Source organism: Candidatus Coatesbacteria bacterium (assembly GCA_014728225.1).
Taxonomy (GTDB): Bacteria; RBG-13-66-14; RBG-13-66-14; order RBG-13-66-14; family RBG-13-66-14; genus WJLX01.
In genome coordinates, this window is record WJLX01000177.1 from 1 (window position 1) to 17991 (window position 17991).

The window sequence follows — 17991 nt, forward strand, 5'->3', positions numbered from 1 at the left end:
CTCAACCTCCCTCGACCCCCACAGACAAAGGAACGTTTCTCTTAACCAGTTAGCAACTTGGCATTATACAGCAATTACTTGAATGTGGCAAGTATTTTAATTTCGTGCAAGATAAAACCCACTCTTTTTCTTCATCAAGAGTCGACAAATTCTCCCTGAACGGTTCTGCTAGTCACTAGCAATCCGTCAGTCTCGCACCCGCGATTAGAGCGTTGAACAACACCGTTGAGGCTTGCATCTTACCTCAGCGCCCGGTAAAATCGTCTTCTGTCTGACGACAGCCCGGCCTTCGCGACGAGACGAGAGGATGAGCATGAGCGAACCCCAACGGATTCTGGTCACCGGCGCCCTGGGACAGATCGGTTCCGAACTGACCTTAGAACTGCGGAGCGTCTACGGCGCCGACAACGTCGTGGCCACCGATATTCGCGAGTGCACCATCGCCGACATCGCCGAGTGCGGCTCCTTCGAGATCTGTGACGTCCTTGACCCAAACCGGCTCGCCGAGCTGTGCGAGGCCTACGACATCGACTCCATCGTCCACATGGCCGCCGTCCTCTCGGCCACCGGCGAGCGGAACCCCGACGCCTGCTGGAACGTCAACATCAACGGCAGTCTCAACGTCTTGCGCCTGGCCCGGGAGCGCGGGCTGACCCGGGTGCTGATCCCCTCGTCGATCGCCGCCTTCGGACCGGAAACCCCGCTAGAAAACACGCCCCAGGAGACCGTCCTGCGTCCGCGAACCATGTACGGCGTCACCAAGGTGGCCGGCGAGCTGCTGGCCGACTACTTCTGGAACAAATGGGGCCTCGACGTCCGCGGGCTGCGCTACCCCGGGATCATCTCCGCCAAGACCCTCCCCGGCGGCGGCACCACCGACTACGCCGTCGACATCTACTACAAGGCCGTCTCCGAACCCAGCTACACCTGCTTCGTCAAGCCCGAGACCCGGCTGCCGATGATGTACATGCCCGACTGCCTCAAGGCCACCATCGACCTCTTCCGCGCCCCCGTCGAAGGCCTCAAACACCACGGCGACTTCAACGTCGGCTCGATGTCCTTCAGCGCCGGTGAGCTGGCCGCCGCCATCCAGCGCCGCGTCCCCGGCTTCGAGGTCCGCTTCGAGCCCGACTACCGCCAGGCCATCGCCGACAGTTGGCCTTCCTCGGTCGACGACGCCGCCGCCCGCCGGGAATGGGGCTGGAGCCCCGACCACGACCTGGAGTCGATGACCGACGATATGCTCGAGCGCCTGCGCGCCCGCCACGCGGCCGGGGAGCTGTACCCGGCTTGATCAAGCGCGATAAGTCAAATACAACCGGCGATCCCCAGGAAAGGAGATCGCCGGTTTTTTTGTATCTTGAAGCTGTTAGCCGTGGGCTGTCAGCAGCTTATAATGTGGGGTTCTGTGGATCGGCCGTCAGTGACTGGAGAAGACGTTCAACTTGTGATTGAGGCTAATCGAGCTTGATTGCCGCCACGATCGAATGCACCTGTCATGGTCCGGCATATCCGTAAATTGAGCTGAGGGGAATGGAGTTACGACCTTCGTAGCTGATTGTCACATTTGTCGGCCGAGTCGGTAAGGTAGCGTAGCCGCTGTTACGGCGGTCATCAAGAAGAACCACCGGCAGGAAGAGCCACCGGCAAAGTCGCTTGTTAATTGGTTGAGTCAGGATAGCTTACTCCCGCCGCAGGCGCGACAGGGCGGCGGCGATCAACCGCTGCGGGCCGATGTCGTCGGGCAGCTCCTCTTCGGCGGCCGCCACGGCGCCGCGGGCCGCCGCACCGGGATAGCCCAGAGCCACCAGAGCGGCCACGGCGTCGGAACGCCCCGTGGTCGTCGGCGCGGCGCCCAGCTTGGGCAGCAGCTCCCCGGCGGCGTCACGCAGCTCCAGGCTCAGCTTCTCCGCTTTCTTGCGGCCGATCCCCGGCACCCGGGACAGCAGAGCGAAGTCACCACCGGTCAACGCCTGGAGCAGCTCCGTGGTCCGCAGGTTGGAAATGGCCGCCAGGGCCAGCTTGGGACCCACGCCGGAACCGCCCAGCAGCAGCCGGAAGACTTCGCGCTCGGCCGCCTCCAGAAAGCCGAAGAGGGCCGGACCCTGCTTCTCACTGTAGGTCATCTCCGTCAGCAGGATCAGCTCATCACCCACGGACAGCTTGCTCAGGCTGGTGTAGGTCGACAGCGCCACGGACACCCGGTAGCCCACGCCGCCGACTTCGATTACGGCGAACTCCGGCGTCAGCGCCGCCAGTCTGCCGCTCAAACGTTCGATCATGATTGACCGCTCCAGAAAGGGTGATCGGCCGAAAGCCGACCGTTGAAAAACGACACAGCGTCTGCGCAGGACCAGGCCGGCCGGAACTGGCACGGTTTTTGCAACTCGGCGCCCGTTTGGAGCGACGTTAACCGGCCGCCTCCGCAAAAACCGTGCCAGTTCCGGCCCGGCGGGTTTTCGCCGTGGCGTGGTTTTGGGCCGTCGTTTTTCAACGGTCGGCGGGCGGGTGGCGACTACCTTTCTCGGGTCAGGCCACCGCCAGCAGTTCGACCTCGAAGCTCAGGTCCTGGCCGGCCAGGGGATGGTTGAAGTCCAGCACGATGGTTTGTTCGTCGACCTTGGCGATGCGGGCTCGGGCGTTGTTGCCGTCCTTGAGTTCCATCTCGACGAACATGCCGACCTTGGGCTCGATGTTGTCCGGGACTTCGCTGCGTTCGAGACTGGCCATCAGCCCATCCTTGCGCTCACCGTAGGCGTCGGCGGCGGGGATGTCGATGGTCTTAGTTTCGCCGACCTTCATCCCGAGGACGCCGTTCTCGAATCCGGGGATCAGGGTTCCCGAGCCGATGACGAACTCGAGGGGTTCACGCTCCCGCGAGCTGTCGAAGACGGTGCCGTCGTCGAGGGTGCCGGTATAGTGGACCTTGACTTTATCTCCCTTGGCGGCTTGAGACATCTCAACCTTTCGTTGGGGTCGTTGTCTTGTTTGGGGCGGTTGTTTTCCAGCCGGCGGCGTCGAGGTGGGGTTGCGTTCCGGGTTGGCCGCCTTGAGGTCGTCGGGGACGGTGTTCAGGGGGACAGGAGAGGTTGACGTAGCGTCGGCAGGGGTGGACACGCCGGAGGACGAAGAAGCCGACGATGGTGAACAGCAGGGCCGTCGTCAGGATGATCGCGCCCCAGAGGTCGAGTAACTCTGTTGTTCCGGCGGCGGGGCGGGCCGTCTGCAGTCCGGCCGCGACCAGGGGCGCGGCGCCGAAGCGGGCGAAGCGAATCAGCGGGCCGCTTCTCTCCCAGCCCTCGAGGGGACCGGGGCGGTAGGGTAACAGTCTGGGTGCGCCGTGGTTGGCCGGGCAGTGCAGGATCGGCGAGTTCTCGGCGTAGTCGGGGCGGTGGGAGCAGCGGTGGCGGGTTAAGCAGACACCGCAGGACAGCGAAAGGCGCCGTAGGCGATCAGGGCCACCAGCCGAAGCCGACGGGCCCCCCGAGGACGAAGCCGGAACGGCCGGAGCCGTGAAGTCGCAGGCCGGCGGTTGGAAGGCGGTCAGCACGCCGCGTTCCCAGCGGCACAGCAGGTGTTTGCGGGCCGCGCAACCGAAGCACTCGTCGGCCGGTTTCAGGTGCAGGGCGTAGGCGTCGAGGGTCTCTCGACCATCGATGATGTTCCATCTTCAGGCCCGGCGCAGCAGGTGGGCGTTGCCCCGCCGGCCGACGAGCTCCAGCACACCGACCCGGCGCAGGACGTAGCTCAAGCGGCGGACCCGTTCGAGGCGTCGGCCGAGGGCGACGGCCAGCTCGCGGTTGGTGAAGGGCTCCGCCAGACGGCGGGGCAGCAGGCGCAGGTAGTCCGCCGGGCTGCAGAAGTTGAGGCTCTGGCTCACGTTGAGCAGTCGTCGCTCGGTGACGCGCCAACCGCGCCGGTTACGTGCCGGAGCCCGCCGTTCCTCGAGTTCAAGCAGCAGCACCTCGAGGCTCAACCCCGGTCGCCCGATCAGCTCCGGGGCGTGGACCAGCTCGTCGAACAGGTCCAGGGCGGAACCGCGCTTGGGCGATTTGCGGCTGCGGAGTTCGGCGCCGTTTTCGTCGAGATAAACCAGGCGCTTGCGCGCCGCCACGGGGTGGACGAGATGTACCCGATAGGCGGTGAGGAGTTCGGCGACCTTGCGGCGCAGGCGCTGGAAATGGCCGGTCTGGATCTCGATGCAGGTCTCACCGCGGCGGATATCGACGACGTAACCGTTGACCGCGACTTCGAGTTCATCGCCGGGCAGGGCGTAGTAGGCCTTCAACGCGGCGTGGAGGGCGCCCTCGTTGAGCAGGCCGATGCCGCTCACGGCCGGGGAGCGAACAGGTGGCTCCAGCGACCTTTGCCGCGGAGCGTGAACAAACCGCCGGTCTTCGTCTGCTCCACCAGCTCGGCGTCGGCCAGGTGATGGTCCTCGACGGCCAAGGTGCCGCAGTTTTTGAGTACCCGGTTCAGCTCGGCCAGGATCGGTTGCGGCTCGGTGAAGTTGTGCAGGACGTCAAAGAGCAGCACCACGTCGACGCTGTCGTCGTCGAGGCCCGTCGGGCCGGTCGAGGTGATGGTGCGCAGGTTGTTCAGGTCCTTGGCGGCGGCTTTGGCGGTGACCTTCTTGGCCGCCAGAGGCACCCGGTCGAGGGCGTAGACGAGGCCGGCCGGTCCGACGATCTGCGCCGCCGGGATGCTGTAGCCGCCGGGGCCGCAGCCGAAGTCCAGCACCGTCATCCCCGGGGCGACGCCGACCTCAAGCAGGATCTCCCCGAGGGGCTTGCGCTGGTAGCGCCCGGCCTCGAACTTGGCGCTCATCTCCTCGAAGGCGGCCTCGGACATCGGACCGCCGGTTTTTTCGCTCCCGCTCATCGGTTCCTCGCTGATTATCGCGCCGCGCGGCAACGAGTATAACAAACGGAACCGCCCGGCGCGGTTCCGTTGGCTTTTATGAGGGCGGGGTCAGTTCCAACGACCGCCCCGGCCGCCTCCCGAACCGCCGCGACAACCGCTGCCACAGCTTTGGCAGGCCCGCGGGTGGTTATGCTGCGCGGGCCGCCGGTTGTTCTCAAAGACTCGCCGGACGTCGCCTAGTGCGGCACCTTTTCGCTGTTCTGGCGGTTCTCCGGGGGTACCAGACCCTAGCTGTCGAAGAGGGTCGGCAGGGCCCGCTGCAGGGCCCGCTGGTGCCGGCGCTCGGCCTCGCTGACCTCGATGTCCAGGCTCTGAGCGGCGACGGGCGCTCCAAGGGCCGAGAGAACGAAGATCATTGACAGGCTGCGCATGGCGCAGCTCGTTGTTGGCTTGAGCGAGATCAGCAGCGTGATATGGTGTATATTACCAGTAAGTTGCTGGGAAATTGCGTGGGCTTATGAAAGGGAATCGGCTGGCAGCGGTTCAGTTTTTCTTTCGTTTATTATTTCTCGCAGCTTTCCTAGCATTTATAAAAAGCATTTTATTTTTATCATACTCACTTTTTAGCCATTCAATAAACGCATCATTATATACTGGACATGGATAGTGTTTAGATATATAGCAGTAAGGTGAATTAATATCTATGTTATAGTATTGTTTTACATATTGTATATCCTGTTGAGAGATCTGTTGACCTTTATTTATATATTTATTCATTTCCTCTACAACATATCCCATTCTTCGACAATGTGTTTTATCAGATTTTTCTGCTCTAAATTCTGGAGCATTTGGATCATTTGTTATTCGAATTGTATCAGATAATTTTGTAACACTAATACTATCATGTGCTTCTGCAGGAGTGTCCATAAATATTTGTATTTTATCAAAAAAATCATGCATATGTTCGTCAATTCTTTCGTTAATAAGATTTCTTATGTCGTTAGAATTTGCGATTTCAGATTTTGAACCATGTCGTACATATATAGTTCCTTTTCTAAATTCATGCTTAACTTTTTTGTCAGATTTATATTCACCATCCTTTTCAAATAATAATGGGTACTTACTTTTACTGATGTGTATAGCATTAATAATTCCATCTTTTCTTTCAATGTTTACGTGATCAATGCAGTCATATTGAGTGCCAGTATACTTATATATTTTATCAACAAGAGGGGCTAAATCAATTTTATAATCTTCATAGTTGCATATCTTTCCGTTATCATCAATATTAAATAACAATACTCCACCGTCTGTATTTGCAAATGCAACGATTTCTTTTATCAATTTTAATAATAATCGCTTGTTCTTAAGGTTGTAGTGTTCCTTAAACTCAATATACTTCGTTTCTATTGTTGTGGTTCTTGAAACTCTAAGCAATTCTGTTTTATCCATTTCTTTTCCTTTTATCGCTTTGTCGCCAGCCTGCCCCCGGGGCAGGTCTCGCGGTAGGCGCATCTGGGGCAGAAGGTGGGGAAGAAGATCGTCGTGTGCAGCAGCAGCAGGCCGACGTAGAGCGCAGCGTACCACCAGGCCGCCGTGAACAACCAGTACAGCGGGAACAGCAGGATGGCCACGACGAAGGAGATACCGAACGCCGCCGCCCGGTCGTAGGCCTTCTTCGTGTGCGCGGCATGGGGATGAAGCAGTTTGGAGAGCGGATTGGCCAGGTAGACGCCGTAGATCGCCGGGCAGAAGCGCCCCCGGTAGGGGCAGCCGACACAGCAGCGCGCCTGGGCGACATGGACGCCCAGGAGCAGCGAGAGGTAGATGACGCCCAGCCACCAGGAGCTGGCGAAGAGCAGCCAGGCGGCGCCGATCAGCGCCGCCAGCGCCGGGAGCAGCAGCAGAACGTAGTACAGCTTCTGCCGGGCGGTCCACTGATGGGGTGGGTGGGAGGACATGACGGGCTTGTGGCCGAGCTGTCGGGGACGGTCGCCCCTGCGTTATACGACTGGAGTTAGTCGATCCTGCGGCAAGAACTGATCTTCAGCCGCCATACGGGAGAAAGCCGACTTGAACGGGCCGCACCCCTCAAAGCGTAATCGGGCGGTGGACGTCAATGAAGATGGATCGTCCATGTAAAGCGCACTTCTCAGCATCAGTCGGGCGGGAACTCTGTACTCAGCCCGACTAAACCGCGCCCCGCAGCAGATGGCAGATGGCCGCCGCCAGGGCGTCGGAGGCGTCGTCCGGTGTAACCGGCTCCCGCAGGGCCAGCAGGCGCTGGACCATGAAGGCCACCTGGCTTTTGACGGCCTTGCCCTTGCCGGTGACGGCGCGCTTGATCTGCATCGGGGTGTACTCGTGGACGGGCAGCCCGGCGCGCACGGCGGTCAATACGCAGACGCCGCGGGCGTGGCCCAGCAGCAGGGCGGTGCGGGGGTTGACGGCGCTGAAGACGGTTTCGACGGCGCAGCAGTCGGGGCGGTAGGTGTCGATGACGGCGGTCAGCTCGGTGTAGATGCGCTCGAGGCGGCGGGGCAGCTCCCAAGCGGGTTTGGTGGGGATGTGACCGTAGAGCAGGCCGCGCAGGCCGCGGCCCTGCTCTTCGACCAGGCCGTAGCCGGTGCTGGCGAGGGAGGGGTCGATGCCCAGGACACGGATGGCGGCTCTCCCGGGTTAGTCGAATTCGACGTCGTCGGGGATGTCGTAATTGGTATAGACGTTCTGGACGTCGTCCTGCTCCTCGAGGGCTTCCAGCAGCTTGAGGACCTTCTCGCCGTCGTCGTCGTCGTCCAGGCGGATCTCGTTCTGGGGGATGTAGGCCAGGGAGCTCTCGAGGATCTTGAAGCCGGCGCGGTTGAGCGCTTCGTTGACCTGGTGGTAGTCGTTGTATTCGGTGAGGACCTCGAAGGCGTCCTCGTCGGTGATGATGTCCAGGGCGCCGGCCTCGAGGGCGACCTCCATCAGCAGGTCTTCGTCGGTGGAGCCGTCGATGACGATCAGCCCGCGGCGGTCGAAGGAGTAGCTGGCGGCGCCGGACTTGGCCAGGTGGCCGTCGTACTTGTCGAACAGGTGGCGGATTTCAGAAGTGGTGCGGTTGTTGTTGTCGGAGATGGTCTCGACGATCACGGCCACGCCGCCGGGGCCGTAGCCCTCGTAGAGGTGTTCTTCGATCACCATGCCCGGCAGCTCGCCCGTGCCGCGCTGGATGGCCCGTTTGATGTTGTCCTTGGGCATGTTCTGCGTCTGGGCGTTGTCGACGGCCGTGCGCAGCCGGGGGTTGGCCTCGGGATCGCCGCCGCCCTCGCGGGCGGCGATGGTGATCTCGCGGATCAACCGGGTGAAGATCTTGCCGCGCTTCTTGTCGGCGGCCTCCTTCTTGCGCTTGATCGTCGACCATTTGGAGTGTCCGGACACCAGTCGCCTCCGCAGTGGGGGTTCGCCGTCAGCCTAAGTCTATCAGTGGGATTAGTTTAGCGCTCGACGTCGCCGGTGTCAACAGCGGACGGCCGGGACGGCGGCCCATCGAGGAGCCGGCGACGCAGGGCGGGTTCCAGGACGGCGGCGGTGGTCGGACCGCGGGGACGCCCCAGAAGCAGCCCCTCGAGCAGGGCGGCGGCGGCGCTGGATGCGGTGGTCAGCTCCGGGCCGGGGCGGACGTGCAGACCGCCGAGGAGCAGCCAGGCGTTCTCGACGGGGCCCCAGGCGGCCTCGTCGGCTTCGAGCCGACGGCGCAATCCGTACCCGCCGCTACCGACAACGACGATGGTCAGGCCGGGCAGCCGTTCGCGCAACTCGGTCAGCCAGGAGTCGAGCGCCTCGAGCAGGTTCTCGTAGAGCTCGCCATAAGCCGTGGCCCGGGTCAGGGCCGTCTCATCGAGGTAGACCGGATGGGGGAAGCGCTCGTGGTAGCGCAGCTCGCGGTATCGTTGCAGGGCCGGCCACCAGCGCCGGGCGAACTCGGCCAACAACCCGGAGTCGACGACGACGGCGTCGGTCCCGGCGGCCAGCAGCCGGGCGGCCGCGTTGAGCCGCTGTTCCAATTCGTCGGCGGCCCGGCGCACCGCCGCCGAGGTGTTCAACAACGGCGGTCGGGGCAACTCGACGACGGGCGGCTGAGCTTTCAGCAACGTCGGTTGGGTCGAGGTCCGCCGGCTGAGGGCAGCCAGCCCGGTGGTATTCAAGGGGGCGGCCGTTTCCGGAACGTCGAGACGGATCAGGCAGCCGTGATCGCCCAGTTCGGCAAAGCCGTTAAGGCGACCTTCGGCCCACAGGCGCTCGAGATGGGTCAGCGCCAGACCATCCAGCCGCAGGATCAGCAGCCGCAGCGGCGGCGGCTCGACGGGCTCCACGTCGCGCAGGCGCAGCCCTTCGAGACGCAGCGAGCAGCCCCGCGCCAGGACGGTGTTGGCGGCCTCCTCGAGCAGGGCCGCCAGCCGCGGCCTCAAAGGGCCGTAGAGTTCGAGAGCGCTCAGACGACGAGCCATCCGGCCGAGCAGGGGCGGCAGGATGTACTCGGGCAGGTGGTCGAGCCCCGGACCCAACCGGGCGCGATCGGCGGCCAGGCGTTTGGGATCCAGCGTGCGAACCGCTCTGAGGCTCACCTGCACTGCGCTGCCCCGACGATCGCGCAGCGTTAGCTCCAGCCGCACCTCGCGCCGCCGGGCGATGACCTCGACGGACCGGCCGGGGAGGTCGAGGCGGCTTTCGGCGGCGATGCTCCAGCCGCCGTCGCCTTCATCGACCAGCAGCAGCTCGTCCGCCCGCGGCGTCATCGCCAGGGCCAGGTAGAGGACGATACCGGTCAGCAGACCGAGGCCGAGGACACCTGTGATCCGCTCACGCATCGCCGTGTCCGCGGGTTGAGCGTACTGTAGCGCTCGGCTTCATAAGCCTTATTCTACCGCAGTTCGCCGCCGGGACCAAGCCCGACGGTCCAGGCCCGGTCGCCGGTTTGTGTGTCGGGACGCCTCGAGGCGTCCCGGTTCATCTCTGTGAGTTAGCTCAACCCGCTGGTATTCAGTCGCCGTTCTTGCCGCTGGTCAACTCGGCGAAGGCTCCCAGGGAGCCCAGGGTCTTGACGGTGTCGAAAGGCAGGAAGACGGTGTTGGAGCCCTCGCGGGCGTTGTCCTGCACCGCCTTGATGTAGCCCCGGGTCAGCAGGTAGGTCGAGGTGTGCTCGCCCAGCTTTGCCTGGATGCCGGCCACGGCGGCGGCCTCGGCGGCGGCCTCCAGCTCGCGGGCCTTGGCCAGCCCCTCGGCGCGGAGGATCTCCGCCGCGCGGTTGCCCTCGGCGTGGGTGATGGCGGCCTGCTTGGCGCCTTCGGCCTTGGTGATGCTGGCCTGCTTGGAGCCCTCGGCCTCCTTGATCATCGCCCGGCGCTTGCGCTCGGCGGTGACCTCGGCGCGCATGGCCTCGAGGAAGTCGGCCGGCGGAGAGACGTCTTGCAGCTCGACGCGGTTGACCTTAACGCCCCACTTGTCGGTGGCCTCGTCGAGGATGTCGCGCAAGCGGGCGTTGAGGGAATCGCGGCTGTCGAAGGTTTCGTCGAGCTCCAGGGCGCCGATGGCCGTGCGCAGGCTGGTCTGGGTCAGCCGCTCGATGGCCAGGGGAACGTTCTCGATCTCGTAGACGGCGCGGCGCGGATCGGTGATCTGGTAGTAGAGCACGGCGTCGACGGTCAGTACCAGGTTGTCCTTGGTGATCACCTGCTGGGCGGGGAAGTCCAGCAACTGCTCGCGCAGGTCGATGACGTCGGTCCAGTAGTACTGGCCCCCCACGGAACCGCGCCCGCTGCCGTCGACGACCCTGGCCCCGTGGGGCTTGTCGGCGCCCGCCACCTGGGGGCGGCTGTCGGGTTTTGTTTTGTCGAAGGTGACCGAGGTGGTGTCGATGACCCGCAAGGGCTTGTCGAAGAAGGGCAGCACCATGTGCAGGCCGCTGTCCAGGACCCGATGGAACTTGCCCAGGCGCTCGATGACCATCACGTGGGCCTGGGGAACCTGGCGGAAGCCCTTGAGGGCGATGATCAGGATCAGGATGAAGGCCACGCCGAGAACGATGTAGAGACCCAGCATTGTTGCTCCTTTCTGGTCGGTGGTCGGGGTCGGCTAGAAGTTGAACTCCTCGTCGCCGATGATGATGCGGATGGTGCGGAAGGCGATGCCCTTGGAATCCATCTCCAGGACTATCTCTCCGTCAACCCCTTGTTGAGCCAGCTCGTAGAAGCGGTCCCGCTGGACCTCATCGTCACAGAAGTCACCGCCGATAACGATAGACTTGTCCAGGGCTTCCCAACCGACATACTGGTTTGTTCCCTTGAAGGTGAACTGATACTCACCGTACCTCCACGCCGTTCCCATCATCATGATCGGATCTCCGGCCGTGTAAGTCAGACGCCCGGGAACACGGATGGTCTGATTGGCATAGGGTTCGGAATCAGCAGCGAAAGCCGATGCTGAAACCAGAGTACCTCGACGGTCCCATTCACGGTCGATGGCCGCCAGCAGCTTGTCAACCCGGCGAACAGCGTCGGTGTCGTCGTAGGTCGAGCCGATGCTGCTCAGCTCGGTTTCCGTCTTTTCCAGCTCTTCGTCCTCGGCGCTCTTGAGACCCTCGGCGAAGCCCTCGAAGGGAGCCAGAGCCCGCAGGCAACGCTCCTCGCGGATTGCGGAGTAGGTCGAGGCGGCTTCTTCGTTGAAGGCCTCATCGGGGTAATCGGCAACCAGTCGGGCGTAGAGACCGTCGGCCCGCTCCAGGGCCGCATCGTCGGCCTCGCCGACGCCGTCGGCGGAAACGACCAGCCGGGCGCTGCAGAGCCGGCCGACGGGGGTGGTCTCGAGTTCCTCCAGCTCAGCGCTTACTGCGTCCAGTTTGGCGCGGACCTCGTCGCGCTGCGTGGTCAGGGCGGCGATCTCGTCGTTGAGTTCGATCTCGCGCTCGCTGGGGCCGCAGCCGGCCAGCAGCGTCGACAACAGGATGCAGGCGGCCAGTAGCAGTCGTCTGTTCATTGTTCTTCTCCCTCCTCAAGTTGCTGGATCTCCGGAAAGGAACGCAGTTCGGCGAGCTTGAGGCCGGCCTCGTCCAGCTCCTCCTCGAGCCGGACAATCTCCTCCTTGAGTTCAGCGCGCTCTTCCTCAAGATCCGCTATCAGTTCCTCGTCCTCACAAGCTGCGAACAAGCCTGTGCTCGCCAGTAACAGTGTCAGCGGTACGTACCTCATCCATCCTCCTTTTCACTTGGGTTGCGGTGGATACGAGTTCAACACCCCGCCCCGACAGGACGGGTCGTAGGGGTCGCGCTCAGTGAACCAGCGGCGCGGGTTCGGCCAGGCGCTGGACCTCGGCGGCGGTGATGACGATCCCGCGCTCCCGGTAGGTCTCGAGGTCGAAGTAGTAGGGTTCGAGCAGGCGGTCGAGGAGGCCCCGGGCCCCGCGGGCGCCCAGCCCCTTGGCGCGGGCCAGGGCGGCCAGGGCGGTCAGGGCCGCGGCGGTGAACTCCAGCTCGACCTCCCGCGAGGCCATCAGCGCCTGATGCTGCTTGACCAGGGCGTTTTTCGGCTCGGCGATGACCCGGGCCAGGTCGGTGTCGGTGAGCTCGCCCAGCTCGCAGACGACGGGGAAGCGGCCGACGAACTCGGGCAGCAGGCCGAACTCGATCAGGTGGGCCGGGCGCAGGGCGGGCGTGGCGGGTTCTTCCGTGGAAGCGCCGAAGCCCAGGCGGCTGGTGCGTTGTTCGCGACGACGCAGCTCGTCGAGTCCGCAGAAGGCCCCGCCGCAGATGAACAGCACGTGGCGGGTGTCCAGCGTGGCGAACTTGCGGTGGTAGAACAGGCTGCCGCTCTCGGGGAACCTGGCCTCCGCGCCCTCGACCAGGGTCAGCAGGGCCTGCTGGACGCCTAGTCCGCCGACGTCGCGGCGCCGCTTGTCCGCCGAGGCGGCCAGCTTGTCGATCTCGTCGATGTAGATGATGCCGTAGCGCGCCGTCTCGAGATCGCGTCCCGCGGCGGCGTAGAGGTCGTAGAGCAGGTCCTCGACACTGCGGCCGACGTAACCGGTCTCGGTCAGCGAGGTGGCCTCGCTGATCACCAGGGGGCTCTTGAGCAGCCGGGCCAGACTCTTGACCAAATGTGTCTTGCCGCAGCCCGTCGGGCCGACGAGGAGGATGTTGGACTTCTCCAGCTCGGTTTCGCCCCGGTAGCGGATGCGGCGCAGGTGGTTGGCCACGGCGACGCTGACGGCGCGCTTGGCGGCCTCCTGGCCGATGACATGCTGCTCGAGGTGGGCGTAGATCTCCCGGGGGCTGAGTTCGCAGTCCAACTCGGCTTTGACCTGTTTCCCCTTGCCGTCTCCGCTGTTCTCATCGTCCCCGTTCTCCTCGCGGCAATCCGTTTTGAAGCGTTGGTGGATCTGTTCGAGGGCGTTGCGGTAAGTACGCCAGTCCTTGTTGTGCAGATGCTTGGCGGCTTGCCGCAGGTTGTGGTTGAGCTTCATCTGGGCCATGGCGAAGGGCCGCTTGCGCTGCGCCTCGCCGAAGGCGCAGACCTCGTCATAGGCCTTGTCGCACTGCTCCAGCTCACGCAGCTCGATTTTCAGGCTTGCGCAGTAGCGCTCGATGATGTTGCACAGCCCGGTCTCGTCGAAGTCGACGTTCTCCGTGCCCAGTTCCAGCAGCTCGGCCAGCCGGTGACGGTACTCGCGACCACCCTTGCTCTGCAGCTTTTCGTGGATCCCCCGGCAGCGTTCCTCGAGCTTGTGCAGCTTGCGGTAGCGGCGGGCCGGGCGGCGGGAGCGCGTGGTCATCAGCTTGTCCAGGCGCCGGGCGGCCAGGCGGCTCGTCAACCCCCGACCGCCGACGAGGAGGACGCCCAGCAAGGCCCAGCCGCCGGTGACTAACAGGCTCAAGCTCAGAGCCAACCCGCCGGAGAGGGCGACCTCGGCGCCCCACAGCCAGAGGTCGACGCGGACCAGGGCGGCGCCGGGCACCAGCTCCAGCAGGACCAGCAGACCGACAGCGAGGGTCGTCGTCACGGCGACGGCCAGCCCCAGATCGGGCCGGACGAGGGCCTCGAGACACCCGGGACGGGGCTGGTACTGCAGGTGTTCGCCGACGACGGCGGGCCGGGCCGCCCGCTTGAGCTGGCCCGGGAAGCCGAGCTGGAAGGCCCTCAAGCCGCCGTAGATGAGCAGCGCCGTCGGCGGGGTCAGCAGGGCCGCCGCCCAGAGAGCCGCCGCGGCCGTTCCCAGCCGAAACAGCAACACGCCGACGACGGGGGCCAGCAGGACGGCCAGAACCAGTCCGGCCAGCTTGATCGCCCGGTTGATCATCGTATCCCTCCCTCGAGCAGTTTCTCCCGGATCTCCTCGAGCACGATCACGGCCTCGGTACGGCGCCGGGGCAGGCTCTCGAGCACCACGGCGGGCAGTTTGATGTAGTCGAGGTCGGGGCGGCAGATCAGGCGGACGGTCAGGTTGGGGTGTTCGTCGATGAAGCGGCGCGCCATGGGAGTGCTGATGTTCCAAGCGATGGGGAAGGTGTTCTTGTCGTCGAAGCGCAGGCGCAGCAGCCGGTCTTCGGCGAAGGGCACGTAGGCGCAGAGGACGACGGGACGGTTGTTCAGGCGGTACTCGTAGGAACGGGCATGCTCGGGACCGTAGTTGTAGACCTCGACGGCGGCGGTCTCGAGGTCCCGGGGATCGTTGAACCAGCGGGCGGGATCGACCATGCACCAGGGCCCGCCCCGGTCGGCCCGGACGACGAACAGGCGGGTCAGCAGCTTCTCGGCCTGGAGTTTGATCCGGTGTTTCATTGATTGCCTCCTTGAAGCGCTTGGCAATGGTGGGAGATTGGCTGAGGGCGGTGTCGCTCAGGCGGGATGTCGGCGTTCTATCGCAGCCGCACGCAGTCGCCGAGGGGCGGGGTCTCGGTGTTGCCGTCGGCGGTCAGGCACCACAGCACGGGTAGGCCGTCGTACCCCTCGGGCCAGGGGGCGTAGCCGTCTGTCAGTACGACGTTGTACCGGCCCCAGTGGGAGTTCTCGCTCACCCAGTCGAAGGCGTTCTGGAAGTCCGTTCCGCCCCAACCCAGTATTCGCAGCCCCATCCAGTCGCCCCGCCGGTAGTGGTGGATGTACTCGCCGTTGATGCGCTCGACCATGTGGTCGAAGATCAGCAGGCGGATGCGCAGCAGGTGGGAGATGGCCTCCAACTCGGAGAAGAACTGCTGCAGGTGGGTAGGCTTGATGCTGCCGGAGACATCAACCATGACCAGGATGTCGGCCTTGGCGTGACGGCTGTGCCCCTTGACGCCGAAGACGGGCCGGCGACGGTTGGGCCGGGCGTAGGTCGGACGGCTACCGCCCAGATAACGGCCGATCAGGTTGCGCAGCCGCTGACGCCAGTCGATCAACGGCACGTCCAGGGCCTCGAGCAGGCGGGGCAGGTCGCTGGGGCCTTTTCCACCGGATTGCGAGTAGGCGCTCTTGAGTACCCGGCGCAGGATGATCCGGTAACTCTCCTCGTCGGGAGCATCCATCCAGGCGCCGTGGTCCATAAGACGCTCCAGCAGGGCCTGGGGGTCGCCCTCGAACCATAGGGGGATGGTGCCGCGATCCGTGTGCAGATGCAGCTTCTCGCCTCGCAGCATGGCCTCCAGGCTCCGGGCCAGCTCCTCGTAGCTCATCCGCGGCAGCCAGCGGACCAACTGCTCCAGCGCTGTGCGGCAGGAGAGCTCCTCGGGCAGGAAGACGCTGGCCTTTTCCAGAAACTCGTCACCGGCGATACCCTCGAGGTGGGGACAGCTTTTGTGGCCGTGGATGACGGCGTCCATGGCCCAATTGAGGGCGGGGTGGTTGCGGCAGGCTTCCTTGCCGAACTGCCTGGCGCGCAGGGGGTGCAGGTGCAGGATGTGCTCCAGCTCGTGGCGTAGGATGGTCTGAGTCTGACCAACGCTCAGCCTGTCGACGAACTTCGGGTTGTAGGCCAGCACGGGACGGCCGTCGCGGTCGATCCAGACCGCCATGGTCTTGACCCGCTTCTCCCGGGGGCCGACGGTGGTGAAGTAGTTGATCAGATAGCCGTAGAAGGGCGTTTCGTTGATCAGGCGGCAACGGGCCAGGTTGATCTTCTCCAGGGCACTCAAGCGGGTCTCAGTCGACGAGGACACCCTCCACCTCCCCGTGGCTGTGTTCGCTCTCAACGGGACGGGCGGTGCCCCTGGTCAGCTCGCCGAAGGCCGTGCAGAGATCGGTGCGTGGGGCCATCAACTGCAGCCAGGCGTCGGGGTCGTTCTTCTCCGGGGCCACCACCTCGAGGACCTGCTTCAGCGCCGCCGGTCCACCGAGAACAGCCACGCTGTAGCCCTCGCAGATGTCGAGTTCCCGGGCCCCCACCCGGGCGATCACCCGGGCCAGTCCCAGGACCAGGTCCCAGTTGGCGTTGTCGGCCTGGGGACCGAGAAGCAGGTCCAGCAGGTCCAGCACGTTGTGGCGGCGTCCGGGATGCTTGATCTCCTCGATCTTGCCCAGCAGGCTCCAAACGAGCTGGCGTACACCGTTGCGGCTGAGGTCCAACACGTCGTTCTTCCAGTACTCGCGGTCGTTGTCCAGGATCAGCGCCAGAGAGATCAGCGGTTCGGTGTTGAGGAAATCGTCCACCAGGGGCAGGCCGATCAGGCCGCCCAGAACGCGGCGATGGGCCTCCTCGCCGTAGATCCCCAGCCTTCGGGACGCGGTGTTGACCCGCCCGACGGCTTCCCAGCTCCGCGGCGAGGGGTAGACCTTGACCCCTTTATCGACGGGCTGGGCCTTCTCGTCCTTGGCGTCCAGTTGCAGCGGCCGGCCGAGGAACATCGAGCCCAGATCGCGCTCGGAAGTGTAGGTCAGGATCTTGCCGATCTCGTCACCGTCGAGCTTCGGCAACCGCCCCATGAAGGCGGCCCATTCGATCATGTACTCATCGTCGACCTCGACCTCGAGGAAGCAGAAGCGGTCGAGGAAGGCGGAGTCCAGCAGGGCGTTCTGGGAGTAGGCCGAGCTGCGTGGCGGGTTGCTGGCCGCCACCACGTCCCAGCCCGCCGGCAGGCGATAGCGACCGCAGCGGTGGTAGACGGCGCCATCTGTGTCGCGCTGATGCTCGATGAGTTGGAAGACGGCCTGCTGGACGTCGAACTGGGCGCGGAACAACTCGTCGAGGAACAGCAGCCCCCGCTCGCCGTGGACCTTCTCCTGGGGCAGGATCGTCGGCGGGGCGAAATTGGTCAGCTTGCCGTCGGCGGCGTCATCCAGGTAGGGCAGGCCGGTGAAGTCGGCGGCTTCATGGAGCGAGCCGCGCAGGTTGATGTAGTCCGTCGGGGCCTCGTCGCCCCACAGCTCGCGCCGCAGGCGGGCGAACTCGCTGGATTTTTCGTAGCACAGGGCGCGGACCAGGGCGCTCTTGCCGATCCCGCGCTCGCCGACGAGCAGCGGGGTAACATCGGCGGCCAGGCTGAGGGTCAGCTCCTGGGCGATCTGCAGTAAACCGGGCATCGGGCCTCCTTTTGTAGTATTTCACAGTTAAATAATAACATGACCCCCTGACAGATCCGGTCTATCAGGGGGCCAAGACTGGTAAGGGAGGAGCTCGAGTGCAGTTAAGCGCTCTTCACCACCGGGCTGCCGGGGGGATGGTGTTCACCGGTGGACCGCTCTCTCCCCCGTCGACAGAATACTAACGCGGGGGTACGACATCCGGGGTCGGGGCGGTAACACTTTTTTCCATCCGTCAGCCGCCGCCCCAACACTCAGCAGGTCAAGCAGATGCGGGCTGAAAAACCGCCTTCTCTTCTTGGGGATACCTTAACGCTCATGGGTCGTCATATGTGTGATTGTCTTGTCTTCACGAAAGTTAACGGGATGCCGTCATGTCACGAGCAATGGAGGCGCTGTGGCCGCCGGCTCAAAGGGTAATCCCGACAGGCATGTCACGTGTGCAAAGTGCAACTATCGCTATCACTACAGGTTAGGCGACGGGCGGCGGATGTGCAAGCGCCGTAGAAAACGCTTTAACTATAAACCGGCTCGCCGTGGGCTTTCAGCAGAACAGCGTGAGTTGATCGCCGCGCTGTTTTGGCTTGAAGCAACCGCGGCC

General features: G+C 64.0%; 19 protein-coding genes. 1 reads left to right on the forward strand and 18 read right to left on the reverse strand.

Translation table 11 applies throughout. From position 1 onward, the window contains the following. Positions 1–313: 313 nt before the first annotated feature. Positions 314–1294: an NAD-dependent epimerase/dehydratase family protein gene (locus tag GF399_12655; protein MBD3401164.1), complete on the forward strand. Its 981-nt coding sequence runs from the start codon at positions 314–316 to the stop codon at positions 1292–1294. A gap of 388 nt (positions 1295–1682) precedes the next feature. Here the strand turns inward: GF399_12655 and GF399_12660 are convergent, their stop codons facing one another. From GF399_12660 to GF399_12745, 18 genes are all read right to left on the reverse strand, one after another. Continuing rightward, positions 1683–2282, reverse strand: a complete 600-nt coding sequence (locus GF399_12660; protein ID MBD3401165.1) for a Holliday junction branch migration protein RuvA — start codon at positions 2280–2282, stop codon at positions 1683–1685. A gap of 247 nt (positions 2283–2529) precedes the next feature. Beyond that, positions 2530–2958, reverse strand: a complete 429-nt coding sequence (locus GF399_12665) for a peptidylprolyl isomerase (protein MBD3401166.1) — start codon at positions 2956–2958, stop codon at positions 2530–2532. Between the two features lies 1 nt (position 2959). Then, on the reverse strand, positions 2960–3550 hold the full coding sequence (locus GF399_12670) for a hypothetical protein (protein ID MBD3401167.1): 591 nt from the start codon (positions 3548–3550) through the stop codon (positions 2960–2962). Between the two features lie 120 nt (positions 3551–3670). Next, positions 3671–4333 carry a hypothetical protein gene (locus GF399_12675; protein MBD3401168.1) on the reverse strand — a complete coding sequence of 221 codons (663 nt, stop codon included), beginning with the start codon at positions 4331–4333 and terminating at the stop codon, positions 3671–3673. After that, positions 4330–4881, reverse strand: a complete 552-nt coding sequence (locus GF399_12680; protein ID MBD3401169.1) for a methyltransferase domain-containing protein — start codon at positions 4879–4881, stop codon at positions 4330–4332. Before GF399_12680 ends, GF399_12675 begins: the two co-directional genes overlap by 4 nt. 269 nt (positions 4882–5150) lie before the next feature. Next, positions 5151–5294, reverse strand: a complete 144-nt coding sequence (locus tag GF399_12685; GenBank protein ID MBD3401170.1) for a hypothetical protein — start codon at positions 5292–5294, stop codon at positions 5151–5153. A 112-nt stretch (positions 5295–5406) separates the two neighbouring features. Next, positions 5407–6378: a hypothetical protein gene (locus tag GF399_12690; GenBank protein MBD3401171.1), complete on the reverse strand. Its 972-nt coding sequence runs from the start codon at positions 6376–6378 to the stop codon at positions 5407–5409. Further along, entirely contained in the window at positions 6327–6824 is a 498-nt protein-coding gene (locus GF399_12695; protein ID MBD3401172.1) for a hypothetical protein, read from the reverse strand. The genes GF399_12690 and GF399_12695 overlap by 52 nt, the downstream gene beginning before the upstream one ends. A 229-nt stretch (positions 6825–7053) precedes the next feature. Continuing rightward, positions 7054–7527, reverse strand: a complete 474-nt coding sequence (gene ruvC, locus GF399_12700) for a crossover junction endodeoxyribonuclease RuvC (protein MBD3401173.1) — start codon at positions 7525–7527, stop codon at positions 7054–7056. A 15-nt stretch (positions 7528–7542) separates the two neighbouring features. After that, positions 7543–8283: a YebC/PmpR family DNA-binding transcriptional regulator gene (locus GF399_12705; protein MBD3401174.1), complete on the reverse strand. Its 741-nt coding sequence runs from the start codon at positions 8281–8283 to the stop codon at positions 7543–7545. Positions 8284–8339: 56 nt separating this feature from the next. After that, positions 8340–9713 (reverse strand): hypothetical protein, encoded by a 1374-nt coding sequence (locus tag GF399_12710; protein ID MBD3401175.1) that lies wholly within the window; start codon positions 9711–9713, stop codon positions 8340–8342. Positions 9714–9885: 172 nt separating this feature from the next. Beyond that, positions 9886–10944, reverse strand: a complete 1059-nt coding sequence (locus tag GF399_12715) for an SPFH/Band 7/PHB domain protein (GenBank protein ID MBD3401176.1) — start codon at positions 10942–10944, stop codon at positions 9886–9888. A 33-nt stretch (positions 10945–10977) separates the two neighbouring features. Beyond that, positions 10978–11877: a hypothetical protein gene (locus tag GF399_12720; protein ID MBD3401177.1), complete on the reverse strand. Its 900-nt coding sequence runs from the start codon at positions 11875–11877 to the stop codon at positions 10978–10980. After that, complete coding sequence (locus GF399_12725; GenBank protein ID MBD3401178.1) at positions 11874–12089, reverse strand: hypothetical protein; 216 nt, start codon at positions 12087–12089, stop codon at positions 11874–11876. The genes GF399_12720 and GF399_12725 overlap by 4 nt, the downstream gene beginning before the upstream one ends. 79 nt (positions 12090–12168) lie before the next feature. Further along, on the reverse strand, positions 12169–14193 hold the full coding sequence (locus tag GF399_12730) for an AAA domain-containing protein (GenBank protein MBD3401179.1): 2025 nt from the start codon (positions 14191–14193) through the stop codon (positions 12169–12171). Beyond that, positions 14190–14675, reverse strand: a complete 486-nt coding sequence (locus GF399_12735) for a hypothetical protein (protein ID MBD3401180.1) — start codon at positions 14673–14675, stop codon at positions 14190–14192. Before GF399_12735 ends, GF399_12730 begins: the two co-directional genes overlap by 4 nt. Positions 14676–14752: 77 nt before the next feature. After that, entirely contained in the window at positions 14753–16063 is a 1311-nt protein-coding gene (locus GF399_12740; protein MBD3401181.1) for a hypothetical protein, read from the reverse strand. Beyond that, a complete protein-coding gene (locus GF399_12745; GenBank protein ID MBD3401182.1) occupies positions 16014–17390 on the reverse strand; it encodes an AAA domain-containing protein in 1377 nt (458 codons plus the stop codon). Before GF399_12745 ends, GF399_12740 begins: the two co-directional genes overlap by 50 nt. Positions 17391–17991: the final 601 nt, after the last annotated feature.

Coding starts and splice junctions, on each gene's coding strand:
- GF399_12655 (MBD3401164.1), top strand. CDS start 314: ATGAGCGAACCCCAACGGATTCTGGTCACCGGCGCCCTGGGACAGATC.
- GF399_12660 (MBD3401165.1), bottom strand. CDS start 2,282: ATGATCGAACGTTTGAGCGGCAGACTGGCGGCGCTGACGCCGGAGTTC.
- GF399_12665 (MBD3401166.1), bottom strand. CDS start 2,958: ATGTCTCAAGCCGCCAAGGGAGATAAAGTCAAGGTCCACTATACCGGC.
- GF399_12680 (MBD3401169.1), bottom strand. CDS start 4,881: ATGAGCGGGAGCGAAAAAACCGGCGGTCCGATGTCCGAGGCCGCCTTC.
- GF399_12685 (MBD3401170.1), bottom strand. CDS start 5,294: ATGCGCAGCCTGTCAATGATCTTCGTTCTCTCGGCCCTTGGAGCGCCC.
- GF399_12690 (MBD3401171.1), bottom strand. CDS start 6,378: ATGCGCCTACCGCGAGACCTGCCCCGGGGGCAGGCTGGCGACAAAGCG.
- GF399_12695 (MBD3401172.1), bottom strand. CDS start 6,824: ATGTCCTCCCACCCACCCCATCAGTGGACCGCCCGGCAGAAGCTGTAC.
- GF399_12710 (MBD3401175.1), bottom strand. CDS start 9,713: ATGCGTGAGCGGATCACAGGTGTCCTCGGCCTCGGTCTGCTGACCGGT.
- GF399_12715 (MBD3401176.1), bottom strand. CDS start 10,944: ATGCTGGGTCTCTACATCGTTCTCGGCGTGGCCTTCATCCTGATCCTG.
- GF399_12720 (MBD3401177.1), bottom strand. CDS start 11,877: ATGAACAGACGACTGCTACTGGCCGCCTGCATCCTGTTGTCGACGCTG.
- GF399_12725 (MBD3401178.1), bottom strand. CDS start 12,089: ATGAGGTACGTACCGCTGACACTGTTACTGGCGAGCACAGGCTTGTTC.
- GF399_12730 (MBD3401179.1), bottom strand. CDS start 14,193: ATGATCAACCGGGCGATCAAGCTGGCCGGACTGGTTCTGGCCGTCCTG.
- GF399_12735 (MBD3401180.1), bottom strand. CDS start 14,675: ATGAAACACCGGATCAAACTCCAGGCCGAGAAGCTGCTGACCCGCCTG.
- GF399_12745 (MBD3401182.1), bottom strand. CDS start 17,390: ATGCCCGGTTTACTGCAGATCGCCCAGGAGCTGACCCTCAGCCTGGCC.